Here is a 26,067-nt window from a genome sequence, read left to right as displayed (position 1 = left end):
TCACCTATCAAGTTATTTTATTTATAATTAAAAAAGGTTGAAATAATAAAAGAATGAATTATAATCAAGCTCAGTTTGACAAGAAGGAGGTTGGCTTATGCTGTTTAAACTGTTTAGCTTTACAGCTATAACTTTTCTGCTTTACTTCATATTTGGTATTGTAAGTTATCTAACTTATAAGGATTTTTTTGAGCACCACTTTATTCTTCTATTTACAGGCTCATCCTTATTATTTGCTTTAATTAACTTCATTTACTACTACAGACAACTCATCTCTCAGGTGGATAAAATTAACAAAGAATTCAAAGAAATATTAGAGGATGAAAGAATCGATCTAATAAAGGAGATAAAAACACCCGGATTGCCGTTTGTTGAGACATTTATAAAAACATTTAAGGAGTTTATGAACACAACGGTAAGCGAAATTATTACAGCGGCAGGAAAAGCCAGTGTGTTCAACGCTAAATTCAATCATGAACTTAAAAAAACAATCGAGGCCATAAATGAGAATATGTCTCAATTTGATGCAATAAACGCTACCATGAAAGATGCCTCCCATGCCATCACAGATATCTCAACAAATGTTGAAGAATTCAGCAACTTCATGAATGAGATAAACGAGGCAAGTAAAGAAGTGCTTGAGGTATCACAGAATGTTGAAGAAAGCATGAACAAAAATGTGGAGATGATGGAGGAAGGCAAAAATCTTATCAATCAATTAGATGACAACTTAAAAAACATTTCAAACATTGTCGATGTAATAAACGATATAGCCGATCAGACAAACCTACTTGCACTAAATGCTGCAATTGAGGCAGCAAGAGCCGGTGAGGCTGGACGAGGCTTTGCTGTGGTTGCTGATGAGGTTAGAAAATTAGCAGAAAAAACGCAATCAAACGCATCAGAAATATATGAAATGATAAGAACAGTTAGCACCAATGCAGAAAAACTTATAGACCAGAATATAAAAATTGCTGAGCAGATCAAAAAAAGTGGAGAAGAAACATCAAAAATCAAAGACACATTCGAAAATGTCGTTGCAGAAATCGATAAGGCAAGCCAGATGCTTCACACCATAACAGCAGCCGTAGAGGAGCAGTCAGCATCAATCGAGGAGGTTACCCAAACAGTTGAAACTGTCACAGCATCCACACGAGAGGTGGTAGATAACCTGAATAATGTAGCAAGCCAGAGTGTTGATTTAAGTGAGGTTTCAGACAGAGCATTTAAGATGCTACAAAAATTAAAAATCAAGCATCCAATGGAGGATATCTACAAACTTCTAAGGGATGCCAAAGAAGAAATTGAACAAACAATAGAAAAAGCAATCAAAGATGGCGTGATATCATCGGCTGATATATGGGATAGAAATTACAGACCCATACCAAACACCAATCCTCAGAAATATGAAACTCGCTTCACAGATTTTGTCAAAAAGTATATTCAGCCGATTGAGGATAAATATCTTGCAAAAAACAGTAAATTTAAATACTTCCTGCTTGTTGACGATAACGGATATGCTGCAGCACACAATTCAATCTATGATAAACCCTTAACAGGAGATTATGAAAAAGACCTTATAGGCAATAGGTCAAAGAGAAAATTTGATGATCCGGTTGGTCTTGCATGCGCTAAAAATACAGAACCGCTACTTGTACAGACATATCTGAGGGATACAGGAAACGCCATGTATGATATGTCGGTGCCTATTTATGTTGAAGGCAGACATTGGGGTGGCCTGCGCGTGGGAGTTGAAGTCTAAGCCCGGCCTAAACCGGGCTTTTTTATTCAAAAATCTTCTTTAGCATCCTTTTTTCTGTTTCTTCAACAATCTCCATGGCTTTTTTTAATCTCGCCGCTAAATATCTTTGCCATCAGGCCGATGTTCATCTTTGAGATATAAATCCCATCGTTTCTTTCGCTGACAGACCAAGAGCATGGCATAATACCTGCCATGGCATTTGTTGCACTTATAACCCGTGCGGCCAATTTGGCATTGCAGATAAAATACACCATAAGCTTGTTGATATTATCAACATCAAGATTTCTACTTTCAAATACCTTATAAAAATTCCATTTATCAAAGGGAAAACCCCAGCCCTCACTTTCAAATTGAGGAATAACCCTTTATATAGCCTCACAGGTTTCATCAAAGCTCTTCGGACTTTTGATGTCGATAACCATCTTGTTTCTAAACAGATATAATACACCTGCAGTTTCCGCTGCAACACCAGCTGCTGCTGCAGTTAATAAACTTTTTATACCCATAAAACACCTCCAAAACATTAAATTCTCTTTAACTAAAAAGGGATTTTACACTTCTTTAAAAAATCTTCAAGAATTTGATTTGCTTAAAAACAGCTTTTTTATTATACTGAAATACATGAGAAAAATTGTTCTGACTATTCTCTTTTTTCTTTTTGCTATAGTATCACACGCTGATAATGCCATTCACATCAAAGCAGACCACATCTCTTTTAATAAACAGACAAACACTTACACTGCATACGGAAATTGCACGATTATAAATGACAACATAACAGTTAATGCAGATTTTGTTAGCTACAACACCACCACATATAGACTTGAGGCAAAAAATAACATATTAATCACATTTAAAAACGGCGACTGGATAAAAGGCAAGTATGCTATAATAAATTATTCAACATACAAAGGCTTTGTGGATAATGCCGTTATATACACAAAAAGCAACAATCTATATACAAGAGCAAAAAAGGTTATTTTATACGACAAAAATCATTACTATTTAAAAAATGGAGTTATCACAAGCTGCAGATGCAAAGATTTTATAGACTTTAAAGAGGGAGCATATCCCAAATGGAGTATATGGGCCAAAAATACATATATCAAAAAAGACGATTACATATTTGCTTATCCTGTTGTTTTACAGGCAAGAAGTGTTCCAGTATTTGCTTCACCGTTTATCAGAAGAAGTCTAAATAAAAAAAGAAAAACAGGATTTTTGATGCCGCAGCTGGGGTTTTCATCAAAAGACGGATATCAATATATTCAACCATTCTTCATAAATATATCTCCATCTGAGGATATCACGCTCTATCCATTTAGCTTTTCTCGCCTTGGAGATGGTATAAAAGGTCAGTATAGATTTTACTGGACAAAGCACTCAAAAGGCGAGTGGAATATCACTATCCTTAAAGAAAAAAAGCCATTTGGAACCAATGAAAACAAAAAAACAAGGATAAATCTAAAAGCCCAACAGTGGGCTGATTTTGGCAAATACGGTTATTTCAAATACGACATAAACATCGTCAATAATAAAGATAATCTTAAGGTTATAAACCAGAACAAGCTCACACTAAGTTCTGATAGATACACGACATCAAAAGCATCGTATTATATAGCAAAAAACAGCTACTATCTATCACTTTATGCTTACTACTATCAGGATTTAATTGCAAAAAACAACAAAGAAACCCTTCAAAAACTTCCGGTATTGGAGTTTGGTGCCATAAACAAAAAACTCTACAAAAATCTAACGCTGGATTTTTCTCAAACCCTATCCAACAACTTTAGAATCACAGGAAACAGGGGCTATTATTCCTTAACTGAAGCATTTCTCTCATACCCTTTTAAGGTTTCATTTTTAAACATAACTCCAAAAGCAGGATTTCATGAGATTTATGCAAACTGGAAAAACAGCGATACAAACCAGAAGTTTTCAAGAAAGAGTTTTGTTCCAGATTATTCAATTACTGCAAGCAGTTCGATATACGGGATATTTTTAACAAATAACAAAAAAGGATTTCTTGGATTGAAGCATACAATAACGCCTACTATTTCATATCACTACATCCCCAAAAGAAGGCAGGATTTTGCAGATTTTGTGCCAACATTTTCAAAAACAAATGAGATCAACTTTACACTTGAAAACAGTCTAAATGCCAAGTTTTTTGAGGATAATCAAACCAGATACAGAAAGGTGTTTTACAACAAAATAAGCATCGTTTATGACTACACTAATTCATACAAAACAAGAATAAAACCAATTTATGAAGAAACAACAATTAAGCCATTCGATTTTCTGAGCTTTACATCTCAGGCACACTACTTTATACACAAACACACCTTTATCGACTCAACAGAAACGGTGAGTCTATCTTTTGACAGAGCTGGATTATCTGCAGGCTATACCATGAGCAAACCCTATCCTGACCTGAATATGACAGATGAAAGTATCAACGGTAAAGTTTATTTTTATCCCACAAAAAAGCTTTATACATACGCGTCGTTTGAAAAAAGTATTATACACTCCTATTATCCATCCAAAAAATTTGGCTTTTTATACACGGATGACTGCTACAGCATAGGCCTTGATTTTTACTTCGTGAGAACTCCAACTTTAGAAAACAACACCTACAAAACCACTCTCAACAAAGGTTTCTGGATTACTTTAACACTCAACGGTTTATTTTCAATCAAAAAGCAGTACTGATGGATGATGAAATTAAGAAGGCTGTTGCCTTAAGATATCAGAAAACAGAAGACAACGCACCAACGGTTGTGGCAAAAGGCAAAGGTTATTTGGCAAAAAAAATCGAAGAGATTGCAAAAGAAAACGACATCTACATTCATAAGGATCCAAATCTTGCAGATAGCCTTTATAAGCTTAAGATTAGCGAAGAGATCCCCGAAGAGCTTTATGAGGCTGTTGCTAAAATCCTTGCCTTCGTCTACAGCTTATAAACTTTTATATTGTATTTTTTGATTCTGTAGTCCAACTGCCTGATCGTGTAACCAAGTAATCTTGCAGCTTTGGATTTAACATATCCTGCTTTTTTTAAAGCATCCTGGATTTTTTGTTTTTCTATCGCCTCTATAGCAGAAGGCATATCGCCAAGCGGAGCCTCGATATGCTCAACAGGCTCATCAATGTCAAAATTATCTTTGATATAACTGGGCAGATCGGAGACATCTATATCTGAATCGTTCATAATAACAAGCCTTTCTATTGTATTCTCAAGCTCTCTAATATTGCCGCCCCATCTATAATTTACCATTAATTTAACTGCATCAGCTGTAATCGATAGGCGTTTTTTATACTGTCTGTTAAACTTTTTCAAAAAATAATCTATCAGAATAGGTATATCTTCTTTTCTTTCTCTGAGTGGTGGTATGTGGATAGGTATAACATTTAACCTGTAGTATAAATCCTCTCTAAAATAACCAAGGCTTAATAATTTTTCTATGTCTTTGTTGGTTGCCGCTATAATCCTTACATCTATAGGAATTGTTTGCTCTGAACCAAGACGGGAAATCTCCTTATCCTGAAGTACATTGAGTAATTTTGCCTGTAAAGCAAGCGGCATATCGCCAATCTCATCTAAAAACAGCGTTCCACCGTTTGCAAGCTCAAATTTCCCCCGTTTCCGTGAAACTGCCCCGCTAAAGGCCCCACGCTCATACCCAAACAGCTCACTTTCAAGCAGGTTTTCTGGAATTGCTGCACAGTTAATCGTAGCAAACGGTTTGTCTTTTCTTGCACTCAATTTGTGGATTGTGCGTGCAATAAGCGTTTTGCCTGTGCCACTTTCACCTGTGATAAAAACCGTAGAATCGGTCGATGCGATTTTTAAAAGCACCTTTTTAATATTTGCAATAACATCAGAAACCCCGATAATATCCTTTAACGCAATGGCATCTGAGCCAATGGTGCTTATTAAGATCTCCTTCTCCTCCTGCCAGAATTTACGCTCCTCTTCCATTCTTTCATACATTTTTTTTGTTAGTCCAATCAAAGTAGCAAGCGTGGAAAGCATTTTTATGGCATCGTCATAGGAAAATGTCCTGCTTTTCTCCTTATATGCACACAAAACACCAAACTTTTCGCCACCAACCTTTATAGGCACACCTAAAAACACAAGATTACCACCAAATCGTTTAATGAGGCGGGTTTTGTTGATGTATTTTGGATTATTTTCTATATCGTAAATGACAGCAGGTAGCTCATTTTTAAAGATGCCACCAACAGCCCCCTCCTCTTTTTTAAACACGCCTTTTGAAACCTCTTTTTTTGTCATACCAAAACTCTCTGTAATTTTTAGCGTGCCTGTCTGGTCATCAAAAAGCGCAACAAAAGACACAGGAGCATCCCAGTAGGAGTATAAGATCTTTAAAATCTCTTTTAATGCCTCATTAAGGGAGTTTCTTTTACTCAATATCTTGCTTGCTTCATGGATTATCGTAAGGTAACCCTCTTTGATATTAATCTGCTGTATCATACTGTTTGCAATAATACAAAAATGTTATCAATATTGCAACAATTTTATCGCAAGATAGACAACTAAATAGTTGGCTTGTGAATATTTGCTTTTATTTAAACAATGGAATAAACTTTGCTTAGAAAGCCAAGAAAACTTATTTTATGGAGGTTGAGATGACAGCTGAAGAGGTAGTAAAAAAGATTCAGGAAGAGGACATTAAAATCGTAGATGTAAGGTTTGTTGACCTACTTGGCACATGGCAGCATTTTAGTGTTCCAGCTCATGTTATTACAGAAGAGGTTTTTGAGGAAGGTTTGGGATTTGATGGCTCTTCAATCAGGGGCTGGAAAAGCATCAATGAAAGCGATATGCTTATAGTACCAGACCCCAAAACTGCCTTCATAGACCCTTTTGCAGAGGTTGCAACGCTCAACATCATCTGCGATGTTATAGACCCGATCACAAGGGAACCCTATTTAAGACATCCAAGGGCAATCGCCAAAAAAGCTGAAGAATATTTAAAATCATCGGGTATTGCCGATGTTGCATATTTTGGTCCAGAGCTTGAGTTTTTCATCCTCGATGATGTTAGATTTCAAGTGGAATCAAACACCGCTTCATACATTGTTGATTCTACAGAAGGCATCTGGAACACAAATAAAGACGAAGACCCCAATCTTGGATACAAAATAAGGCATAAAGAGGGGTATTTCCCCGTTTCACCGCTTGATAGCCTGCAGGATTTAAGAAGCGATATAGTACTTGAGCTTGAAAAAGCAGGTATAGAGGTTGAGGCCCACCACCATGAGGTTGCAACAGCCGGTCAGGCAGAAATCGATATAAGGTTTGCTCCACTTGTAGAGCAGGCAGATAATGTATTGAAGTACAAATATATCGCAAAAAATGTTGCCTTAATGTATGGAAAAACCGTTACATTTATGCCCAAGCCACTCTCTGGCGACAATGGCACAGGCATGCATACCCATCAAAGTTTATGGAAAGACGGCAAACCGCTCTTTGCTGGCAACGGTTATGCAGGATTGAGTGAAACAGCTCTCTATTATATCGGCGGAATCTTAAAGCACGGTAAAGCTCTTGCCGCATTTACAAATCCAACTACAAACTCATACAAGAGGCTCGTTCCTGGATTTGAGGCACCTATTAACCTTGCATACTCATCAAGAAACAGATCGGCTGCTGTGAGAATTCCTATGTATTCACCATCACCCAAGGCAAAAAGAATTGAGGTTAGATTCCCCGATCCAACAGCCAACCCATATCTTGCATTCACCGCAATGCTTATGGCTGGAATAGATGGTATTATCAATAAAATCGACCCAGGCCAGCCGATGGATAAAAACATCTACGACCTGCCACCTGAGGAGCTTGCAGCAGTTCCCAAGATGCCAAAGAATTTAGAAGAGGCGTTAGATGAACTTGAAAAGGATTATGAATTCTTGCTAAGAGGCGATGTCTTTACAGAGGATTTGATTAAAACCTGGATTGAATACAAAAGGGAAAATGAAATCAAGTATGTCAACTCCATTCCTCACCCGGCTGAGTTTTATCTTTACTTCGATGTCTAACAAAAGGCGGGATTATCCCGCCTTTATTCTTTCTAAAACCTCAAATGATGCTTTTATGCAATCATCCAGACCCACACCAAAGAAAGCGTTTCCGGTTATATAGAGATTAGGAAATCTCTCTTCTATTTCGGCTATTTTTTCTTTTACATCTTTATGTTTTAAACCGTATTGCGGTATTGCCATGGGGTGTCTAATAATTTTAATAAATTCTGGCGGGGCAAATATGCCTGCAGAGCGATTGAGCTCTTTTAGTGCAACACTCAATAAATCTTTTTTATATGCCGCCTCTTTTCTTAAAGCCCCACCAACCATCAATCTAATCAAAAATTTATCATCATCTGATCTATTTGAAAAAATTGAGCTATCAAACAAAACGCCTATCACATCGTTGATCTTTGATAAGGCAAACAGATATCCAAACGAGTTTACAATATCGGGTAGAAGTTTTCTATCAAAGCCTAAAGTCACCACACTCAAAGGCGCATAAGGAATATCATCAAGTATTCTTTTAAATTCTACATCAAACAAAAACAGCCTGGATAGCTCAAAAGCTGGAATGGCAAAAACGACCCTGTCAACATAGAAATCACCGTTTTTGCAGAATAATCTATAGCCCCCACCCTCTTTTGAAAAAGAAAGAACCCTATCAAACACAACATTCAATCTACCTGCAAGATGCAAAACAAAGCTACCCACACCATTTTTAAATGACAAAAGGCGTGAAGCAAAGCTCCCTGCTGTAGAGCCTGCTCTTGCCTTTTTTTGTTTCACTAAGTCAACCAATCCTTTAATTAGAGAGCCGTATCGTCGTTCAATCTGCTTGATTCTTGAAAAGTTTTCATCCATACTTAAAAATTCTGGATCTCCTGCAAACACGCCACATACCATCGGCCCAATCAGTTTATCAAGCATGCCTTTTCCAAGTCTGCGTTTCACAAAATCAGACACCGTTTCATCTTCAAAGACTGGTTTTACAAACGGTTCTTTTAAAATTAAGGCTTTGTCTTTCAAAGAAAGCAAATCATCAAAGAGCAGTTTCAATGGGTTTTTTGGCAATAGATGCAGCTTTCCATCGTATATAAACCTTTTATCGGCAAATCTATTGCTCTGGATTATATTCTTATCAAAACCGCTTAACTCTACTAATTTTTTTATATGTTCCCTGTTTTCCAGAAAACCGTTAGGACCAGTTTCGATAAGATATCCGTTTTCTTTAACACTGAAGGCCTTTCCACCAATATCGGACTGTTCTAATACAAAAACATCATCGGTAATATACCGTTTGATCAAAAATGCTACAGAAAGACCCGAAACCCCTCCGCCAACTACAGCAATTCTCATTTTTTTAAAGGCTTTTTTGCTGAAAAATTAACAACAGCTTCAACCGTACGCTGACCTTTAGAAAGCTTAAAACCTTTTTTTGGCGCACTTCTGAAAAACATATTGGCATCTATTGGTGCAACAACATTGGAAAAGTTATATCTAACATCAACCAAAGAAATCTTATAGCCACCGTTCATTGTTTTGTTGATCAGTCTAAGGAGATTTTTTGATTTTATAAGCGCTTCTTTAAAGATCGACATTCTTATTCTATTCAGTCTTTTTTCAGAAAGCCTGAATCTGACAGAATCAACCCCTATGCCTGTTTGATAGGCAAATTTTTGAGTGGAAATAAAGTTTAAGATTTTTGGCACCTGATCGATTTTATTTGTTTTTATAATAACGAATTCAACAGCCTTGTCTGTATAGCCATAATCCATCTGGGTTTTTATCTCGTTTTTTGAAAAAAGCTTATCCAGAAAATCCAAAAATCTAAAACTCACAGGTTTTAGTCTATTTAATGCGTTTTGATAATTATCACCGTTTGCCCATACCTCAAATCTCATAAACACCTCATCGCACGGCAGGCTTCGTTTAATTTTAAATGTTGTGGAAATTGTGGAAAAATCATCACCAAACGATGGATAAACAAGTAGCATAAATACCGCCAAAACCAGCAAAACCCTTTTCATGCTACACCTCCTTTTTTTAATTATACCAACAAATTGACATAAAAAAAATCGTTTTGTATAGTTTTTTTGTGGAAAAGATAAATAAAGCTGGCATTTTTTTGGTAGTATTATCCACATACATATTGGCACTAACAATTCCTATCTCTATTGCAGGAGATAGTATTGGTGTGGGTGTTGGTGCAATAGGATTATTATTAATCTTAATAAGCAAGGACTTTAAAAACTTCCCTTCTTTAAAACCTATAATACTTATATTTACCGCTCCTATTTTAACAATGTTGTCTCAATTTAGCTTGAGTTTTCTATCGTGGAGTTGCATAAACCACCATGTATTGCCGTATTTTACCTCATACAAAGCAATAAAAGAAAAAAGAATCTTTAAAAATATCTTATATCTACTTGCAATATCTTTTTCTGCAATCAGTTTTATAATCATATTTGAAGCGTTCTCTCACCAAAACATAAAACACCTTAACCTAAGCAACTTAACCTTTTATCTCAATCCTTATCAATCATGGGGATTTTATTCAAATTCCCTAATCACAGCTGCTATATTATTACCTTTTATTTTTCTTTTTTTGGGTTTGTCGATAAACAAAAAATATATCTTCATTATTCCATCCATATTAACAATACTTGCATTAATTTTTACGATGAAGCGCTCGGCATATTTAGGTCTTGGTAGTGGAATAATATTTCTTGTCATTGCAAACATAAAAAACAGGAAGATATTTATATCATCTCTTGTAATAGCAATATTAACTACAATTTTAGTGTTTTCCCTGCCTTCATTAAAAAATAACTTGGTTTCAGGATTTAATATTAAAAAAAACATTGATGCCCAAGTAAGATTTATGTTATGGGAAAGCTATTTAATCACTTTTAAAAATTACAATCTCAAAGAAAAGCTTTTTGGTAAAGGCAAACAAACAAGGATATACATTAAGAAAAATTTTCCCGAAGCATATTACAGGATAACAGGCCAAAAAAAACCTTTCGAAAGCATCAAACAATATTACGTTAGTGGTATTTCTCATAATATCTATCTTCGCTACCTTGATGAAACAGGCATTGTAGGCTTGCTATTCTTTTTGTTTTTCTGGATTTATCTTTTATGGATCAATATTTCAAATGCTAAAAACCATCCCTTGAGAGAGATACTTATGAGTTTTTCGGCTGGATATATTGCTTTTCTTGTTATGGGTTTTTTTGAAAACAACTTCGTTGATGCAGCTACTAACATGGCCTTGATGTTTATCATTGGGCTTAATATGTTTCTTATAGAGCACAGAAAACCTCTATAACCTCTCGTTTAAAGTTTTTGCAACAAGATAACCGCTTGAGAAAGCATACTGCAGATTAAATCCACCGATAGGACCATCTATATCAACCACCTCTCCGCAAAAAAAGAGGTTTTTATGCAGTTTTGACTCAAATGTTTTAGGGTTAATTTCTTTAACACTCACGCCACCCCTTGTTACAAAAGCCATCTCTATTGGGCATTTCTTTATGTTTAGCTCAAAGGCTGAAACATAATTCCAGACTTTGTTTAACTCGCTTTTGCCAAGCTCCCTACAAAGCTTATTGCCAGAAGGCGCATAAGATGCAAATCTTTTTGGTGTAAACTCAGCCAAAAAATTTTTTAGTTTTCCCCTAAAGCTTCTAAGTTTTCTGACAAAATCATCTCTCTGCATATCGATAAAATTCAAGACCAATATGCCGTTTCTGAAACTTTCAGCTGATAGCTCAAATATCACCGGACCACTAACACCAAAATGCGTAAATATTAAATCACCTCTTCTTTTTATGGTTTTTGAGCCGATTTTTAAAACAGCCAAAATATTATCAAACGACAAACCCTGAAATCTTCTCACCCCTTCAGCACAAAAGGCAACCTCAGCAGCCTCCAATTCTTCAATTCTATGAGAAAGCTTTTGTGCAAGCTTAAAACCATTCCCATCTGAGCCTGTAGAAGGATACGATGCACCACCTGTTGCAATAACCACACTTTTTGATCTATAGATACCTTTCGTAGTCTTTAAAATATAGAAATCATCTCTTTTTTCAATATCGACAACAGGCTCGAATGGATGGAAACAGCACTGTTTCTTTGTGAGCTTAAGTAAAAGCTTGGCAAATTCTTCTGAGCTGATATTACCAAGCCTGACCTTTTCTTTTTCAATCTCAACAGATATACCGTGCTTTTTAAGCCATTCTATCAACTGTTCTTTGAAAAAAACACCAAAGGCGTCCCTTAAAAATTTACCGTTTCTGTAAGATAGCAAGAAATCTTCAAGCTCACGTGTAGATGTTATGTTGCAGCGATTCTTTCCTGTCAGGGCAAGCTTTTTAGCACCGCTTTTTTTATCAAATACTACAACATTTAATCCTTTTTTGAGGTTTAGAGCACAGAAGAGGCCACTTGCGCCTCCTCCTACTATCGCTACATCATACAAGGTCAATTTCTGGTAAGCGATCGATTAAACCTTTATCATAAGCCTCTTTTAAAAGCAACCTACAAGCCTCAAGCCCCTTTTGCCCCATATCAACGGTTAATTCATTTACATACATACCAACAAACTTATCGGCAAGGGTCTTATCTATTCCCCTTGCAAAATTCAAAGCATACTCAACCGCTTCTTCTCTATGGCTTAAAGAAAAGAGAATGCTGTTTTTTAAAATTTCGGATATCTTTTTCATCTCCTCGCCCAGTCTTCTATGTATCGCATTAACACCAAGCGGCAGAGGTAAACCGCCTGTTTTTTGATGCCACCACTCTCCAAGATCGATAATCTTAAACATATCGTAATTTGAATATGTCAATTGCCCTTCATGAATAATCAAACCTGCATCAACCTCTCCATTTTCTACAGCATCAAAAATTTTATCAAACTCAATCTCTTTAGTTGCAATATCCTTACCAAGCAGCAATCTCAATTCAAGGTAGGCGCTTGTAAATCTACCCGGTATTGCAATAAGCTTACTTTTTAGCTCATCAAGCGAAAATGGTTTTTTTGCCACAACAAGGGGACCATAATTTGAACCCATACTTGCGCCGCTTGAAAGGATAGCATACTTATCAGCCAAAGCAGGATAGGCTGCAAGAGAAATGGCGGTTATATCAAGCTTCTCATCCATTGCCATTCTGTTTAATGTTTCTATATCTTTTAAAATCTGTTCAAACTCAAAACCGTTCGTGTCTACGCCGTTTTCTATATTCAAACCGTAAAACATAAACGCATCATCAGGATCCGGGCTATGACCCAAAGTCAACATCTTTTTATCCATAAAGCATACCTCCAAATTTATTAGCCACATTATACGCAAATAAAAATCGTTGTAAACATATTGACAGGTGGTATTTAATCTGCTATAGTGCTCTAACTTCATTGGCTTTCACCATAAGGTTAATGAAGAGCTAAATGCCATAAGGTGTTTAGCAATAGATTTTTTGTTGAGGTGTGTTTTTATGGTTAAGACGCTTTATGTTGGGAACCTGCCGTATGCTACGACAGAGGAAGAGCTCAAAGAGCTTTTCAGCGAGTATGGAGAGGTTAGTTCAAGCAAAATCATTACTGACAGGGAGACTGGCAGGTCGAGAGGTTTTGGTTTCGTTGAGATGGATTCTGAATCCGCTCAGAAAGCCATTGAATCTCTAAACGGTGTCAATTTTGGTGGCAGGAATCTAAAGGTTAACGAAGCAAAAGAAAGAAAACCCCGCAGATTCTAACAATCCACAAAAAACTCCAACAGAGGGCGCAGGTCGCCCTCTTATCATATTTTATTTAATTTTTTTGCATAATAATTATCATAATTAGAATTTATTTATTTGGATGTATATTTTGTTAGCAGATGTGATTTTTAAAAAAGAGAGGGGCTAAGCCCTACTCTTCAACCTTTAAAACTTCTTTAATTGCCTGTTTAAATGCCTCTTTTGGAAGAGCGCCAACAGCCATCTGTGGCTGCTCGCCAACAGGCACAAAAAGCAGTGATGGGATACTCCTGATGCCAAACAAAGCGGCAAGCTCCTGCTCCTGGTCTGTATTTACCCTGTAAAACTTAATCTTTCCATCATATTCCTTTGACAATTCATTCAAGATAGGTTCTACCATCTTGCATGGGCCACACCAGTCAGCATAAAAATCGATAATACAGGGCAGATCACCTTCATACTTCCAATCCTGATTAACCTCGTAGTTGAATACCTTCTCCTTAAAAGTCTCCTTAGTCAAATTTTCAACCATCAACATCCTCCACAAAAATTGTTCGGCTTAGGCTATCATAGTTGAATAAAATTGTCAAATCCGCCTGCCAGAAATTTGGAACACCTATTGCTATTAAAGTCACAGGAGGTGAGAAGATGTTTAGTGGTGTTTATGATGCTGCAGGTGGCATGATTGTTGAGCTTCAAAGGGTTAACAACATAACAAACAACATAGCAAACCTAAACACTCCAGGCTTCAAAAAAGAAGGCATAAATATAAAAAGCTGGTCAAGGATATGGGGTGAGGCAAACGCACAACTGCCTATCCCACCAGATACCAAAGCAGCTGAAGTATTCATAAATGAAACAAAAAACTCTGTTCCTCATCTTGATACAGATTATATAGATTTCAGCCAGGGTCCTTTTAAACACACAGGCAACAGTTTAGATTTTGCTTTAGCTGGCAAAGGATTTTTTCTTATTCTTACACCCAAAGGCATTCAATACACAAGAAACGGGCAGTTTGATATCAACAAAGACGGTGTGCTTGTTCAAAGAGATACCGGTTATCCCGTTGTGGGTGAAAACTATTTAAGAAACCATAAGCTAATAAAAATCACAGGTAAACATATTTTAGTCAGATCAGATGGAACTGTATTTTCTGACGGGGTTCAAATCGATAAGATAGCCATCAGGGATTTTAACAACTATACGAATTTAAAAAAAGCCCCAGATGGTATGTTTATACCCATCAACAACGAAACACCTATAGCTGCAAACAACACTTATCTGAAGGAAGGCTATATAGAATTAAGCAATGTAAGCGTTGTAAAGGAGATGGTAAACCTGATAGAGGCTCAAAGAAACTTCGATAGATATCAAAAGGTTATCGATTCATTGGGTAATGAACTGCTTGGTGAAACAGCAAGAAATTTAAGTAAGGTAACTTAAGGAGGTAGACAATGATAAGGTCTTTATGGACTGCTGCAACAGGTATGGAGGCTCAACAGCTTAATGTTGATACAATAGCCAACAATCTTGCAAATGTTAATACGGTTGGATTTAAAAGAAGTAGGGCGGATTTTGAAGATCTGCTCTATCAGATGATCAGACAGCCCGGTGTTTCATCAACAGCAAATACAGTTGAACCCACCGGTATTCAGATAGGATTGGGTGTAAAACCTGCAGCCGTTGTGAAGAATTTCTCGCAGGGTAATTTTAAGGAAACAGGCAATCCGTTAGATGTAGCCATTGCAGGACACGGGTTTTTTCAGATCACAATGCCTGATGGAACAATAGCCTACACCCGCAGCGGAGCCTTCAAGATAGACAACAACGGCAGAATCGTTAACAGCGAGGGATATCCTTTAACGCCACAGATAACCATTCCAAACGACACAGTGGCAATTAACATAGGCAACGATGGCACGGTTTCAGTGCTTGAGGCAGGCCAAAACACACCCACCCAAATCGGTCAGATTCAGCTTGCATACTTTGTAAATCCAGCAGGACTCAAAGCCCTTGGTCATAACCTGTTTCAGCAAACAACATCATCAGGAGCTCCAACTGTTGGCAATCCAGGAACAAACGGACTTGGCACACTTGAGCAGGGCGTTCTTGAGATGAGTAATGTTAGTGTAGTTCAGGAAATGGTAGAAATGATAGCTGCGCAGAGGGCTTATGAAACAAATGCAAAAGCCATACAGACTTCCGATGAAATGCTTCAGACTGCTAATACTCTCAAGCGTTAGTATTTTTATACTTATAATCAGCTCATACGCCTGTGATATTCAGCTAAAAAGTTCAGCTGTTGTTAGCTCAAAAAACATCACGCTAAAAACAATAGCAAGCAGATACCCTAAAAAATGGGCTAACACAATTCTGTGCGATGCACCCTACACAAACAACTCAATAACATTGACAAAAACCTATATAAAAGCACTTTTAAAAAATAGAGGTATCGATGCAAGTATTTGCGGTGCAGAGTTGGTTAAGATTACATCAAAGGCGTTTCTTCTAACACAAAGCAAATTAAACTCAATTTTAAATAAAAGATTAAACTACATAACAAAACTTCCCATAAAGCTGCCGTTTAAAAACTGGCAATTCAGTGTTGTAAAAATCCAAAAAAGCAAGGATTTGATGTTTATAACTCTAAAAGCCTATACCGCCTCACAAAAAAGATTTATATCGATAATTGCAAAACAAAACATCTCTGCCACTTTAATACCTGTTGCAAGCCATAGTATAGAGTTGGGTCAAATTATAACAGCCTCAGATATTACTTTCAAAGCCATACCACAAACATATCCGGGCATCTTTAAAAACAAAAAATCAATCATAGGTAGGGTTGCTGTATCATTCATTCCTGCAGGTAAACCCTTTAGTATTGCAAACACTCGCAGATTTAAGCCTGTCAGGTTAGGAGATATTGTTAAAGTAAAGGTCAAAGAGGGCAATATTATCATCTACACAACGGCAAAAGCCTTGAAAGGAGGCTACAGCGGGGATATAATTCCAATTATGTATTTAAGCTCAAGAAGGGTTTTGCCAGCTCAAATCATAGGCAAGAAACTGGTTGAAGTGCAATGAAAATAGCCATAGGCATAAGCGGTGCAAGCGGTAGCGTTTATGCAAAGCGGTTGATTGAGGTTTTAAGTAGCAACCATGAGCTTTTTGTGGTCTATTCAGATATTGCCAGACAAATCTTCTTAGAAGAAAACACAACAGACATAGATGAGTTTTTAAAAAGTAAAAAAAACATAAAGGTTTTTGACAACGGCAATTTAGCCGCTCCTTTATCCAGCGGTTCATTTATAATAGATGCCTGTATAGTGATACCATGTTCTATGAAAACGCTATCTTCCATAGCAAACGGTTTTTGTGATACATTGATTGTTAGATGCGCAGATGTAACATTGAAAGAACACAGAAAACTCATTGTGGCGCCAAGAGAAACACCCCTTTCATCCATCCAGATAGAAAACATGCTAAAAATTGCAAACAGCGGTGGTGTTATATTGCCTTTAATGCCTGCTTTTTATCACAAACCAAAAACCATCGATGACCTTGTTGACTTTTTAGTGGGTAAAATAATCGATCAGCTAAAAATCGATCACAACCTCTTTAAGCGATGGGAATAAAAAAACGCAGCTTCCAAAACTTTAGACGCCTCAATCAGATAGCCTTCATCGTGGCTAAATACGGACTTGGAGAATTAGCTGAATTTACGAAAACAAAAAAAGCCTTTAGATTGGATGAATCAACCGTTGCAAAAAGATTCAGGCGTATGCTTGAGGAGTTAGGCCCCACTTTTGTTAAATTCGGTCAGCTTCTATCAACCCAAGAGGGCATCCTTCCTGAGGCGTTTATCGAGGAATTAAAAAAGCTACAGGATGAAGTGGAGCCGTTCGACTTTGAAGAAGTAAAACATATAATCGAAAAAGAACTCAAAAAACCGCTGAATGAGATATTTGATGAGTTTGAGAAAATACCTGAGGCAAGCGCCTCCTTAGGTCAGGTTCATAAGGCAAAACTAAAAAATGGTAAATGGGTTGCCGTAAAAGTCCAGCGTCCAGATATAGAAAACATTATAAACTCCGACATGTTTTTACTGAGGCGGTTGGGCTCTTTGATTGCAAACAAGGTTAGACACTACTTCCACTTCAACATTATGCCGCTAATAGATGAGTTTGATAAAACCATCAAAAGAGAGATGGACTATGAAATAGAGGCCCACTATATCGATACCTTTAAAAAAAATCTAAAACCGTTTGAATATGTTTATGTGCCTGAGGTTTACTGGGAATTTACAACCCGCAGGGTCATCACCATGGAATATATATTTGGCTATAAGGCAACCAATAAACAGTCTATAATCGATGCGGGCTTCGATTTAAAAGATCTGGCACTAAAGGGTGCAAAGGTTTTCTGGTATCAGATCTTTGATGTTGGCCTGTTTCATGCAGATCCCCATCCGGGCAATATTATAATTATGAACGATGGCAGAATCTGTTACATCGACTACGGCATGGTAGGAAAAATCAACGAGGATGACAAGCTATCATTAATAGAGATGATTACAGGTTTTATTCAAAAGGATGCATCAAAGATTATCTACGCAATAGAAAATTTTGCCACTGTTGGTGTATCATCAAATATAGATGAGCTTTTGAGTGATATAGAGGAGCTGATTGAAACATACCACTCATTGCCTTTAAAAAGAATGCAGTTATCCAAAATATTAAGGGATGTATTTGCCGTTTTGCGCAAACACAGTATTATTATCAAGCGCAGCTCTTCAAGGCTTCTGAGGGCTATCATCATCGCCGATGGAGTGGGACGGGATTTTTATGGTGAATTTAACTTTGTTGAGGTGGCAGCCCCCTATTTTAAGCGTTTCGCATGGAAGTTTTATTCACCGTCAAATATTTTAAAAATGCTCTTTACACCAAATCCAAATTACCTGTTACTTTTGAAAAAATTCCCAAAAGCAGCAAGGAGTATTATCGATACACTGCAGGAAGGCTCCATAAAAGTCGATGTTGAGGTAAATCTTTTTGAGAAGATGATAAACACATTTAGATATGTGGCACGCCAGATAGGCATAAGCCTTATAATCAGTGCCGTTATTATCGGCACATCACTGCTTTTAGCCTACAGAGTTGGACCAAAAATCCACTCAATCCCGCTTGTATTGATAATAGGTGTCATTATAATAATTATCCTTGCTATAGGTATCTACAAAGCCGAAAAGAGGCTTTAGATAATGATTCCGCTTATGTTTATATGAGGGTTTGCCGACAGATCTATCTCAAACGGCTCTACCCTGTTTCTCTTTTCGTTAAACAACACCCTTATAACGGGACGGGAAAGGTTATCCGGGTTGATCTTTGAAACCACGCCAATATAGTTTTTAAACCTGCCGGATGAGATAATCACCGTTGTGCCCAGAGGATATGCAGGGATTATCTCAAACATCATCTTTAAAACTTCACGGTTAATATGCGTCCCAGCCATTCTTTTCATAATAAAAAACGCCTGATCGGGTGTGTAGGCGCTTCTGTAAACCCGTGGGGAGACGAGGGCATCATACACATTTGCAGCATAAACAATCTCAGCAAGAGGCATGATATAACCCTTTTTTATCTCTTTTCTTGGCAGAGGCATTGTGTTGTCTCCCTTTAATCCTCTGGGGTATCCTTTGCCGTCCTGCTGTTCGTGGTGTTGATAAACGATATGTGCTGCAATAATACCAATTTCTGCTATGTCTTTAAGCGTAATATACCCCAAAGTTGGATGGGTCTTTATTATTTCAAATTCCTCTTTTGAGAGCCTCCTTGGCTCTTCATATAAACTCTTATCAAGTAGCACCCTGCCTATATCGTGCAACAGACAACCCTTGGCAAGCTCAATCAATTTATCTTTGTCGTATAAAAACTTATCGGCAATAGCTACAGCAAGCACAGTCACATCAACGCAATGTTTATAGGTAAAATCGCTGTAGCGCTTAAAACTCACAAGACCACTGAGCATCTTTGAATCCATAAGCTCATCGACAATTGAATAGGAAATAGCCGCAATATTCTTCAACAACTTTGAATTGGCCAACTTCTCCTTGATGCGCCCTTTTTCTATCTCCTTTTTTATTTCGTTAATCTCTTTTTTCTTAACCTGATTAAATTCCTTCATAGGAATGGAAAACAGGGCTCTTACATGTTCAACGGCTTTTCTTCTTGTTTGCTCTTTTATGTCATCCTCAACGATAATATCCGATGTATCGGGATCTTCTATAAAAACTGCATCATAGCCTAATTTTTTTAACTGATCGATGTAGAACTGCGTAAGTTTTACGCCTCTGTTAAGCAAGATACTCCCGTAATCGTTTATAATCGCTTTTCCCAAAACCATACCAGGCTTTAGGGAATCAACGCTAACTCGATACATCTATTTATTCTCTATCTCCTCGTATGCCTTCAAAAAACTTTCTATGCTATCTTTAATATTAGCCAGAACCCTTGCCCAGTCAGAAAGATTCTTTTTCCCTGCATCTGTGATTCTGTAAATCCTTTTTGCTGCACCTTTTTCTTTTACATTCCACCTGCTTGAAAGCAATCCCTCTTTTTCCATATTTCTCAGTGTTTTATACACATAACCAAACTCGTATGTTTCATATTTTACACCCATCTCTTTAAGCTTTTCTATCAATTCATAACCGTGTGCTTCACCCTGGGCTAAAAACAACAACAAAAAAGCCCTCAAAAACCTTGGCGGTCTATCGCCTGGATAGTTTTTGCACCAGCCTTTAATCTTGACTTTCACATCACTCATAACAAACCTCCCCATATTTTTATATAAGATAATTCTTTAGCTATATAATGTCAACAGGTAAATAAGACTGGTTATATAAAAACACCCTTATATGAGAAGGTTCTATTGTTTCTTTCTATAACTGCAACAAGATTGTCAAAATTATCAAATACAGCATAGATGTCTTCTTTTAGATTTTCACAGAAAATTAAACGACAGATGTTTACACCGTTTTTGATTTTTTCTGCTATATCTTTTCCCACATTTATGCGTGGAATAAAAAATAGAGCCTCAGATAGGTTTAAAAAACGGGGATTATCAGGGTCACCTGCCTGCTTTAGACTAAAAGGATGGATATAGGTTCTCTTTAAACTCTTTACAACGCAACCGCATTGAAGCTTTGCGCCCAAATCGTTTGCCAGTGAGCGAATGTATGTGCCTTTAGAGCAGGTTATCCTCAATGATACGATATTGCCATCAACACTTACTATCTCAATATCTTTAATAATAACTGTTCTTGGTTTTATATTAACCTGTTCACTTTTTAGAGCGTATTTATAAAGGCGTTTGCCTGCAACCTTGACATTGGAAAACGGCGGTGGCATCTGCTGAATTGCGCCGATAAAACCATTCAATGCGGCTTTAATGTCCTCTGGTGAAATATTACACGGTTTTTTCTCTATTACCCTGCCGGAAATATCAAATGTATCTGTTCTTAAACCGAATAAAAATTCAGATTCGTAAATTTTATAACCATCTTCAAATATACTCAGCAGCCTTGTTGCTCTACCTGTTGCGCATATTAGCAGACCCGTCGCCATCTTATCTAAAACACCCGCATGTCCAATCCGTTTAATTCCCGTGATCTTTCTGAGCTTTTTTATTACATCAAACGATGTAATGCCTGCAGGCTTATCAACCAAAACGATGCTATCGTTCATCTTTTTTTAGAAAAGCAAACGCTTCAATAATCCTCTCTATTGCCTTATTTAGAGGCAAGTCTATATTACCACCTGCTGCGTTTTTATGCCCTCCTCCACCAAAGGCTTCAGCCACATTACTGACATCCACATTACCTTTAGACCTTATACTGATTTTAAACTTATCAGGCTCATCCTCCCTTAAAAGCACACCCACCTCAACACCTTTAATGCTCCTTGCAAAATTAACAAAACCCTCTGTATCATCTGCAGTTGTATTGGTGTTTTTAAACATCTCCTGTGTCACATATTCAATAGCCAGTTTTCCACTGTAGTGAAGCTGAAGGGTTTTTAAAACCTCACCAAGCAGTTTTAATGCCTCAAAACGTTGAGATTCATAAACATTTGAGGCAACCCACCAAGCATCTATACCGGTTTCTAATAGCTTTGAGGCAATATAAAATGTTTTTGGTGTTGTTGATGAATATCTAAAAGAGCCTGTATCGGTAAGAATGCTTAAATAAAGGTATGTGGCGGTTTTTTTGGATATTTCAAATCCTGCCAAATTAAAGATATCCCAGATAATACAGCCGACAGCTGCTGCTTTGGGCTCAATAATATTGATATCACCAAAAGCAGGGTTTGTTTTATGGTGGTCTATGTTGATAAATATCTTATCTTTAACATAATCCTTATCAATGCCACAGCGGGAAAGCTCAGCAGAATCTACAGCTATTACAACCTCAACATCCTTTGCGTTGCTTACTGGGTATTTAATTGCATCGTAGTCATCCAGAAACTCATAGATATAGGCAGGCTTTGTTGGGTTTTCCACATAAACCTCTTTGTTTAATTCCTTAAGCATACTGTATAAGGCAAGCGATGAGCCCACAGCATCGCCATCGGGATTTTTATGAGAAACAATCAAAAAAGAGTGTTTCTGTTTTAATATATCAGCCACCCTCTTCATCATCTTTTATCTCCTTCAAAATCTCATCTATCTTAAAACCATAATCTATTGATGCATCGTATTGAAATCTAATTTGAGGCATATACCTAACCCTGATTCTTTCTGCAAGGCTTTTTCTTATAAAACCCTTAGCCTTATCCAAAACATCAAGCGCCTCTTTAGGCGATAAGCCTCCAACAGAAGAAGAAACAAAGATCGTAGCAATCCTCAAATCACCAGAAACCTCTACATCTGTTAAAGTTATGCTTTTAAGCTTTTCGTTACCGCTTTCAAACTCTATGATTTCTGATACGGCTTTTTTTATCTGGCTTGCAAGCCTATCCTTCCTTTTATAAGGAGCCCTTCTCATAACTGCCCCCTTCTTATGTCAACAATCTCTACTGCGAAGCTGCTCTCAACAAAAGCTATCAATTTATCAAACACCCTATCTATAAAAGCGTGTTCGTTTGAAACCACTGCTACACCCACGGTAGCAAAGTTATGCTTATCAAGGTTATCTACCTCTGCAATAGAAACATTAAAGTTATGTTTAACCCTTTCAATCAAGGATTTCACCACCCTGCGTTTATCCTTCAAAGAGAAACTATCGTAAATCAAAAAATCGATCTCCATAACGCCAACAATCACAATTCCCTTTCTACCTTAACAATTCTATACACCTCTATAACATCACCCTCTTTGATATCGTTAAATGCCTCAATGCCAACACCACACTCATATCCCTGCTGAACCTCTGAAACATCCTCTTTGAATCTTTTAAGCGATGCTATATTGCCTTCATGGATTATAACACCATCCCTCAAGACTCTAACCTTTGCGTTGCGTGCTATTTTACCATAGGTTACATAGCAACCGGCAACAACGCCAACCCTTGGCACTTTAAATGTTTGCCTAACCTCAACCCTGCCCAGTATCTCCTCTTTCTCCTCAGGAGACAATAGACCAGAAAGCGATTTTTTGACATCATCCACGATATCGTAGATAACCTTGTATGTTCTAACATCTATCTTTAGGTCGTTGGCAAGCTTTAAGGCTTCCTGTGTTGGTCTAACATTAAATCCTATCACCACCGCATTGGATGCCTTTGCAAGGTTTATATCCGTCTTTGTAATTGCACCCACCGCTGCATGTATAACCTTAACCGTCACCTCATCTGTGGATAGTTTAATCAATGCATTCTTTATAGCCTCAATAGAGCCAAAAACATCGGTCTTTAAAATAACGGGTAATTCCTTAACCTCACCACCCTCAATCTGCTCAAATATATTTTCAAGACTGACGCTGCGTTGATTGAGTATTGCCTGCTTAAGCTCTTCCTGTCTTTTTAATGCTATCTCTTTAGCCTTCTTCTCATCCGATACAACAATCAAAGTATCACCCGGTTCTGGCACTCCCTGCAAACCCAGAATCTCAGCAGCAAATGATGGACCTACCTGTTTTATCTTTTTACCCTTATCATCCACCATTGCACGCACTTTTCCATACTGAACACCAACAATAAATGCATCTCCCTGCTTGAGTGTGCCTTCCTTTACAACAACCGTTGCAACAGGTCCTCTGTTTTTATCCAATTTTGCCTCAACCACAACGCCTTTTGCCCTTTTGTTAGGATTTGCTTTAAGCTCCATCATCTCAGCCTGCAGAAGTATGGCTTCCAGCAAATCATCTATACCAATTCTTTTTTTGGCACTTACATTAACAAAAAGGTTATTACCACCCCACTCCTCAGGCACAACACCGTAATTTGAAAGCTCCTGTTTGACCTTTTCGGGGTTGGCGTTGGGCTTATCGATTTTATTTATAGCAACAACAATCGGCACATCGGCAGCTTTGGCGTGGTTTATAGCCTCAATCGTTTGAGGCATAACACCGTCATCTGCAGCTACAACAAGCACAACGATATCTGTAATCTGAGCACCGCGTGCCCTCATCTCTGTAAATGCCTCATGACCCGGTGTATCAAGAAATGTTATATATTTGCCTTCAATTTTAACAGAGTATGCTGCTATATGCTGCGTTATACCACCAGCTTCTCTTTGTGCAATATTCGTGCTTTTTATAGCATCCAGAATCGATGTTTTTCCATGATCAACATGACCCATAACTGTAACAATCGGTGGCCTTTCAAGCAAATCCTCAGGATTATCTTCAATATCAAAAAGCTCTTCGGCTTCCTTTGAGGCTTCCTGTTTCTCTTCTATTTCAAAACCATACTCCTCAGCTATAATCCTTGCTGCCTCTTCATCGATTACATCGTTTTTTCTTGCCATTACGCCAAGCTCAAAAAGCTTGCCCAAAATATCTGAAAAATCAACTCCAAGCTTGCCTGCAAACTCAAAAACTGTCATTCCTTTTGAAAATTCGATGCTTTTTGTTTCCTCTTCCTGCGGAGTTTCTGCTTTTGTTTTTTTGTATTTTTTCCTCTTTTTGAATTTTTGAGGTAGCGTATCTTCTCTGAAGATTTTTTGTTTAGACTGTTTGTATTTTAAAGGCTTTGGTTTTTTTTCTTCTGATACCTCTTTTTCCTTCTTTTTTGTTTTCTTCTCCTCTTTCTTCTTTGCTTTAACCTCTTTTATGACCTCTTTTTTTGATTTATTCCATTCATCTATAAATTTTTGCGCTGTTTCGGCATCCACACCGCTAAAGTTGCTTTTAACATTGATACCCATATCGTTGAGCTTTTTTATGACAACATTACTCTTTGTATTGAGTTTTCTTGCTATCTCATAAACCCTCATTTTTTTCATTATTCAACCTCCGTCTCTTCATTATTTACTGAAGAGTCTTCTTTTTCTGAGATGCGGAGTATATCGATGTTATAACCCGTTAGTTTTGCTGCAAGTTTTGCATTTACACCGCCTTTGCCTATAGCCATCGAATACTCCTCATCATCCACATACACCCTTGCCTTCTTCAGCTCCTCATCTATATCAACAGATATCACCTTTGCAGGTGACATTGCATTTCTAATGTAAATCGAAGGGTCTGCACTCCATTTTATAACATCTATTTTTTCATCACCTAACTCTCTTACAATCGCTGCAATTCTCACACCTTTTGAACCAACACATGTACCTATGGGGTCTATTCTTGAATCCTTTGAATAGACAGCCACTTTTGTTCTTCTTGATGGCTCCCTTGCAACGGCTTTTATTTCAACGCTACCCTCTCTAACCTCAGGCACCTCTTTTGCAAACAACTCCTTTACAAAACCTGGATGCGTTCTTGATAGAATCAACTTTACATTTTTTGGCTCTTCAATAACATCCAACACATACGCTCTGATATTCTCACCCACCACATATTTATCATTAATTCCCTGCTCCCTTCTTGGCAGAATACCAACTGCGTTTTTAAAATCAACTATCACATTGTTGTTTGCACCTATACTCCAAACCTCACCGACTATTATTTTTCCTATGTAATCCTTATACTCCTCATAGGCTTTATGCTTCTCGATGTCTCTCAAAAGCTTTGAAATAACATTCTTTATTGTGGTAACGGCTATTCTTCCTAAGCTTTTTGCATCAACAAGCTCCTCTACATAATCTCCTACCTTTACTCCCCTTTTTATCTTCTTTGCATCGGCCAAAGAAATCTGACTATCCAGCATCGGCCTTTCAACAACCTTTTTCTTTACATAAACATCAAAAACATTGCTTTCAATATCGGTTTCAATCCTGACCTCAGCCTCATCCCCATATTTCTTTGTGATTGCAATCTTTAAAGCATCTGCAAGATAGTCAACAACCTTTTGTAAATCTATATCGTATTCTTCGGAAATATTTTTAGCTATATCTAAAATCTCACTCACATCCTACCTC

At 37.4% G+C, this 26,067-nt stretch carries 27 protein-coding genes; 11 read left to right on the top strand and 16 right to left on the bottom strand.

What is annotated here, in order from left to right:
• Positions 1-97 precede the first annotated feature (97 nt).
• A complete protein-coding gene (locus tag EK17_RS01995; protein WP_035587009.1) occupies positions 98-1,762 on the top strand; it encodes a methyl-accepting chemotaxis protein in 1,665 nt (554 codons plus the stop codon).
• A 62-nt stretch (positions 1,763-1,824) separates the two neighbouring features.
• Here EK17_RS01995 and EK17_RS01990 read toward each other — a convergent pair whose 3' ends face one another.
• Both EK17_RS01990 and EK17_RS09380 read right to left on the bottom strand, forming a co-directional pair.
• Entirely contained in the window at positions 1,825-2,028 is a 204-nt protein-coding gene (locus EK17_RS01990) for a DUF302 domain-containing protein (protein WP_269557957.1), read from the bottom strand.
• Between the two features lie 99 nt (positions 2,029-2,127).
• The gene (locus tag EK17_RS09380; RefSeq protein ID WP_198018125.1) at positions 2,128-2,268 is read right to left on the bottom strand and encodes a hypothetical protein; all 141 of its coding nucleotides are present in this window, start codon (positions 2,266-2,268) and stop codon (positions 2,128-2,130) included.
• A 115-nt stretch (positions 2,269-2,383) separates the two neighbouring features.
• Between EK17_RS09380 and EK17_RS01985 the strand changes: the two genes are divergently transcribed.
• Together EK17_RS01985 and EK17_RS01980 are read left to right on the top strand one after the other, a co-directional pair.
• Positions 2,384-4,474 (top strand): LPS-assembly protein LptD, encoded by a 2,091-nt coding sequence (locus EK17_RS01985; RefSeq protein ID WP_035587007.1) that lies wholly within the window; start codon positions 2,384-2,386, stop codon positions 4,472-4,474.
• Positions 4,474-4,725, top strand: a complete 252-nt coding sequence (locus EK17_RS01980; RefSeq protein ID WP_035587005.1) for an EscU/YscU/HrcU family type III secretion system export apparatus switch protein — start codon at positions 4,474-4,476, stop codon at positions 4,723-4,725. The genes EK17_RS01985 and EK17_RS01980 overlap by 1 nt, the downstream gene beginning before the upstream one ends.
• On the opposite strand, the gene EK17_RS01975 is transcribed toward EK17_RS01980, so the two are convergent.
• Complete coding sequence (locus EK17_RS01975) at positions 4,713-6,260, bottom strand: sigma-54-dependent Fis family transcriptional regulator (RefSeq protein ID WP_035587003.1); 1,548 nt, start codon at positions 6,258-6,260, stop codon at positions 4,713-4,715. The genes EK17_RS01980 and EK17_RS01975 overlap by 13 nt on opposite strands.
• Before the next feature lie 155 nt (positions 6,261-6,415).
• On the opposite strand from EK17_RS01975, the gene glnA reads away from it, so the two are divergent.
• Positions 6,416-7,828 carry a type I glutamate--ammonia ligase gene (gene glnA, locus EK17_RS01970; RefSeq protein WP_156957495.1) on the top strand — a complete coding sequence of 471 codons (1,413 nt, stop codon included), beginning with the start codon at positions 6,416-6,418 and terminating at the stop codon, positions 7,826-7,828.
• A 12-nt stretch (positions 7,829-7,840) separates the two neighbouring features.
• Here the strand turns inward: glnA and hemG are convergent, their stop codons facing one another.
• Both hemG and EK17_RS01960 read right to left on the bottom strand, forming a co-directional pair.
• The gene (gene hemG, locus EK17_RS01965; RefSeq protein WP_035586999.1) at positions 7,841-9,169 is read right to left on the bottom strand and encodes a protoporphyrinogen oxidase; all 1,329 of its coding nucleotides are present in this window, start codon (positions 9,167-9,169) and stop codon (positions 7,841-7,843) included.
• Positions 9,166-9,840: a hypothetical protein gene (locus EK17_RS01960; RefSeq protein WP_035586997.1), complete on the bottom strand. Its 675-nt coding sequence runs from the start codon at positions 9,838-9,840 to the stop codon at positions 9,166-9,168. The genes hemG and EK17_RS01960 overlap by 4 nt, the downstream gene beginning before the upstream one ends.
• 68 nt (positions 9,841-9,908) lie before the next feature.
• Between EK17_RS01960 and EK17_RS09230 the strand changes: the two genes are divergently transcribed.
• The gene (locus EK17_RS09230; protein WP_084675052.1) at positions 9,909-11,144 is read left to right on the top strand and encodes an O-antigen ligase family protein; all 1,236 of its coding nucleotides are present in this window, start codon (positions 9,909-9,911) and stop codon (positions 11,142-11,144) included.
• Here the strand turns inward: EK17_RS09230 and EK17_RS01945 are convergent.
• Together EK17_RS01945 and EK17_RS01940 are read right to left on the bottom strand one after the other, a co-directional pair.
• Positions 11,139-12,296: a BaiN/RdsA family NAD(P)/FAD-dependent oxidoreductase gene (locus EK17_RS01945; protein WP_035586992.1), complete on the bottom strand. Its 1,158-nt coding sequence runs from the start codon at positions 12,294-12,296 to the stop codon at positions 11,139-11,141. The genes EK17_RS09230 and EK17_RS01945 overlap by 6 nt on opposite strands.
• Positions 12,289-13,128, bottom strand: a complete 840-nt coding sequence (locus tag EK17_RS01940; protein WP_084675050.1) for an MqnA/MqnD/SBP family protein — start codon at positions 13,126-13,128, stop codon at positions 12,289-12,291. Before EK17_RS01940 ends, EK17_RS01945 begins: the two co-directional genes overlap by 8 nt.
• A gap of 181 nt (positions 13,129-13,309) precedes the next feature.
• Between EK17_RS01940 and EK17_RS01935 the strand changes: the two genes are divergently transcribed.
• Positions 13,310-13,570, top strand: coding sequence for an RNA recognition motif domain-containing protein (locus EK17_RS01935; RefSeq protein ID WP_035586991.1), 261 nt, complete (start codon positions 13,310-13,312; stop codon positions 13,568-13,570).
• 154 nt (positions 13,571-13,724) lie between these two features.
• Here EK17_RS01935 and trxA read toward each other — a convergent pair whose 3' ends face one another.
• Positions 13,725-14,084, bottom strand: a complete 360-nt coding sequence (gene trxA, locus EK17_RS01930; RefSeq protein ID WP_035586990.1) for a thioredoxin — start codon at positions 14,082-14,084, stop codon at positions 13,725-13,727.
• Between the two features lie 116 nt (positions 14,085-14,200).
• Here trxA and EK17_RS01925 point away from each other — a divergent pair, with 116 nt between their 5' ends.
• Genes EK17_RS01925 through EK17_RS01905 form a run of 5 tightly spaced genes read left to right on the top strand, consistent with a single transcriptional unit; the run spans position 14,201 to position 18,809 of the window.
• Complete coding sequence (locus EK17_RS01925; RefSeq protein ID WP_035586989.1) at positions 14,201-14,995, top strand: flagellar hook-basal body protein; 795 nt, start codon at positions 14,201-14,203, stop codon at positions 14,993-14,995.
• An 11-nt stretch (positions 14,996-15,006) separates the two neighbouring features.
• Positions 15,007-15,795 carry a flagellar basal-body rod protein FlgG gene (gene flgG / locus EK17_RS01920; protein WP_035586987.1) on the top strand — a complete coding sequence of 263 codons (789 nt, stop codon included), beginning with the start codon at positions 15,007-15,009 and terminating at the stop codon, positions 15,793-15,795.
• Entirely contained in the window at positions 15,725-16,636 is a 912-nt protein-coding gene (flgA, locus tag EK17_RS01915) for a flagellar basal body P-ring formation chaperone FlgA (RefSeq protein WP_084675049.1), read from the top strand. The genes flgG and flgA overlap by 71 nt, the downstream gene beginning before the upstream one ends.
• Positions 16,633-17,187 (top strand): UbiX family flavin prenyltransferase, encoded by a 555-nt coding sequence (locus EK17_RS01910; protein ID WP_035586985.1) that lies wholly within the window; start codon positions 16,633-16,635, stop codon positions 17,185-17,187. The genes flgA and EK17_RS01910 overlap by 4 nt, the downstream gene beginning before the upstream one ends.
• Positions 17,178-18,809: an ABC1 kinase family protein gene (locus tag EK17_RS01905; RefSeq protein ID WP_035586984.1), complete on the top strand. Its 1,632-nt coding sequence runs from the start codon at positions 17,178-17,180 to the stop codon at positions 18,807-18,809. Before EK17_RS01910 ends, EK17_RS01905 begins: the two co-directional genes overlap by 10 nt.
• Here the strand turns inward: EK17_RS01905 and EK17_RS08900 are convergent.
• From EK17_RS08900 to nusA, 8 genes are all read right to left on the bottom strand, one after another.
• Positions 18,806-19,990 carry an HD-GYP domain-containing protein gene (locus tag EK17_RS08900; RefSeq protein WP_051904349.1) on the bottom strand — a complete coding sequence of 395 codons (1,185 nt, stop codon included), beginning with the start codon at positions 19,988-19,990 and terminating at the stop codon, positions 18,806-18,808. The two genes, EK17_RS01905 and EK17_RS08900, sit on opposite strands and share 4 nt — an antisense overlap.
• The gene (locus tag EK17_RS01895; RefSeq protein ID WP_035586982.1) at positions 19,991-20,374 is read right to left on the bottom strand and encodes a PadR family transcriptional regulator; all 384 of its coding nucleotides are present in this window, start codon (positions 20,372-20,374) and stop codon (positions 19,991-19,993) included.
• A gap of 71 nt (positions 20,375-20,445) precedes the next feature.
• Positions 20,446-21,294 carry a tRNA pseudouridine(55) synthase TruB gene (truB, locus tag EK17_RS01890; protein ID WP_051904348.1) on the bottom strand — a complete coding sequence of 283 codons (849 nt, stop codon included), beginning with the start codon at positions 21,292-21,294 and terminating at the stop codon, positions 20,446-20,448.
• Complete coding sequence (locus EK17_RS01885; RefSeq protein ID WP_035586980.1) at positions 21,284-22,246, bottom strand: DHH family phosphoesterase; 963 nt, start codon at positions 22,244-22,246, stop codon at positions 21,284-21,286. Before EK17_RS01885 ends, truB begins: the two co-directional genes overlap by 11 nt.
• The gene (gene rbfA / locus EK17_RS01880) at positions 22,227-22,592 is read right to left on the bottom strand and encodes a 30S ribosome-binding factor RbfA (RefSeq protein WP_035586978.1); all 366 of its coding nucleotides are present in this window, start codon (positions 22,590-22,592) and stop codon (positions 22,227-22,229) included. The genes EK17_RS01885 and rbfA overlap by 20 nt, the downstream gene beginning before the upstream one ends.
• On the bottom strand, positions 22,589-22,870 hold the full coding sequence (locus EK17_RS01875; protein WP_035586977.1) for a DUF503 domain-containing protein: 282 nt from the start codon (positions 22,868-22,870) through the stop codon (positions 22,589-22,591). The genes rbfA and EK17_RS01875 overlap by 4 nt, the downstream gene beginning before the upstream one ends.
• Positions 22,867-24,990, bottom strand: a complete 2,124-nt coding sequence (gene infB, locus EK17_RS01870; protein ID WP_035586976.1) for a translation initiation factor IF-2 — start codon at positions 24,988-24,990, stop codon at positions 22,867-22,869. Before infB ends, EK17_RS01875 begins: the two co-directional genes overlap by 4 nt.
• Entirely contained in the window at positions 24,990-26,057 is a 1,068-nt protein-coding gene (gene nusA / locus EK17_RS01865; protein WP_035586975.1) for a transcription termination factor NusA, read from the bottom strand. The genes infB and nusA overlap by 1 nt, the downstream gene beginning before the upstream one ends.
• Positions 26,058-26,067: the final 10 nt, after the last annotated feature.

Origin of the sequence: Hippea jasoniae (genome assembly GCF_000744435.1) — a bacterium.
In the GTDB taxonomy this organism is placed as follows: Bacteria; Campylobacterota_A; Desulfurellia; order Desulfurellales; family Hippeaceae; genus Hippea; species Hippea jasoniae.
Note: the sequence above shows the minus strand (reverse complement) of the source record. Positions and strands in the feature narration are given on the sequence as shown.

What these genes read in the sequence shown, in the direction of transcription:
- EK17_RS01995 (WP_035587009.1), top strand. Translation starts at nt 98, where the DNA reads ATGCTGTTTAAACTGTTTAGCTTTACAGCTATAACTTTTCTGCTTTAC.
- EK17_RS09380 (WP_198018125.1), bottom strand. Translation starts at nt 2,268, where the DNA reads ATGGGTATAAAAAGTTTATTAACTGCAGCAGCAGCTGGTGTTGCAGCG.
- EK17_RS01985 (WP_035587007.1), top strand. Translation starts at nt 2,384, where the DNA reads ATGAGAAAAATTGTTCTGACTATTCTCTTTTTTCTTTTTGCTATAGTA.
- EK17_RS01980 (WP_035587005.1), top strand. Translation starts at nt 4,474, where the DNA reads ATGGATGATGAAATTAAGAAGGCTGTTGCCTTAAGATATCAGAAAACA.
- EK17_RS01975 (WP_035587003.1), bottom strand. Translation starts at nt 6,260, where the DNA reads ATGATACAGCAGATTAATATCAAAGAGGGTTACCTTACGATAATCCAT.
- glnA (WP_156957495.1), top strand. Translation starts at nt 6,416, where the DNA reads ATGACAGCTGAAGAGGTAGTAAAAAAGATTCAGGAAGAGGACATTAAA.
- hemG (WP_035586999.1), bottom strand. Translation starts at nt 9,169, where the DNA reads ATGAGAATTGCTGTAGTTGGCGGAGGGGTTTCGGGTCTTTCTGTAGCA.
- EK17_RS01960 (WP_035586997.1), bottom strand. Translation starts at nt 9,840, where the DNA reads ATGAAAAGGGTTTTGCTGGTTTTGGCGGTATTTATGCTACTTGTTTAT.
- EK17_RS01940 (WP_084675050.1), bottom strand. Translation starts at nt 13,128, where the DNA reads ATGGATAAAAAGATGTTGACTTTGGGTCATAGCCCGGATCCTGATGAT.
- EK17_RS01935 (WP_035586991.1), top strand. Translation starts at nt 13,310, where the DNA reads ATGGTTAAGACGCTTTATGTTGGGAACCTGCCGTATGCTACGACAGAG.
- trxA (WP_035586990.1), bottom strand. Translation starts at nt 14,084, where the DNA reads ATGGTTGAAAATTTGACTAAGGAGACTTTTAAGGAGAAGGTATTCAAC.
- EK17_RS01925 (WP_035586989.1), top strand. Translation starts at nt 14,201, where the DNA reads ATGTTTAGTGGTGTTTATGATGCTGCAGGTGGCATGATTGTTGAGCTT.
- flgG (WP_035586987.1), top strand. Translation starts at nt 15,007, where the DNA reads ATGATAAGGTCTTTATGGACTGCTGCAACAGGTATGGAGGCTCAACAG.
- flgA (WP_084675049.1), top strand. Translation starts at nt 15,725, where the DNA reads ATGAAACAAATGCAAAAGCCATACAGACTTCCGATGAAATGCTTCAGA.
- EK17_RS01910 (WP_035586985.1), top strand. Translation starts at nt 16,633, where the DNA reads ATGAAAATAGCCATAGGCATAAGCGGTGCAAGCGGTAGCGTTTATGCA.
- EK17_RS01905 (WP_035586984.1), top strand. Translation starts at nt 17,178, where the DNA reads ATGGGAATAAAAAAACGCAGCTTCCAAAACTTTAGACGCCTCAATCAG.
- EK17_RS08900 (WP_051904349.1), bottom strand. Translation starts at nt 19,990, where the DNA reads ATGTATCGAGTTAGCGTTGATTCCCTAAAGCCTGGTATGGTTTTGGGA.
- EK17_RS01895 (WP_035586982.1), bottom strand. Translation starts at nt 20,374, where the DNA reads ATGAGTGATGTGAAAGTCAAGATTAAAGGCTGGTGCAAAAACTATCCA.
- truB (WP_051904348.1), bottom strand. Translation starts at nt 21,294, where the DNA reads ATGAACGATAGCATCGTTTTGGTTGATAAGCCTGCAGGCATTACATCG.
- EK17_RS01885 (WP_035586980.1), bottom strand. Translation starts at nt 22,246, where the DNA reads ATGATGAAGAGGGTGGCTGATATATTAAAACAGAAACACTCTTTTTTG.
- rbfA (WP_035586978.1), bottom strand. Translation starts at nt 22,592, where the DNA reads ATGAGAAGGGCTCCTTATAAAAGGAAGGATAGGCTTGCAAGCCAGATA.
- infB (WP_035586976.1), bottom strand. Translation starts at nt 24,990, where the DNA reads ATGAAAAAAATGAGGGTTTATGAGATAGCAAGAAAACTCAATACAAAG.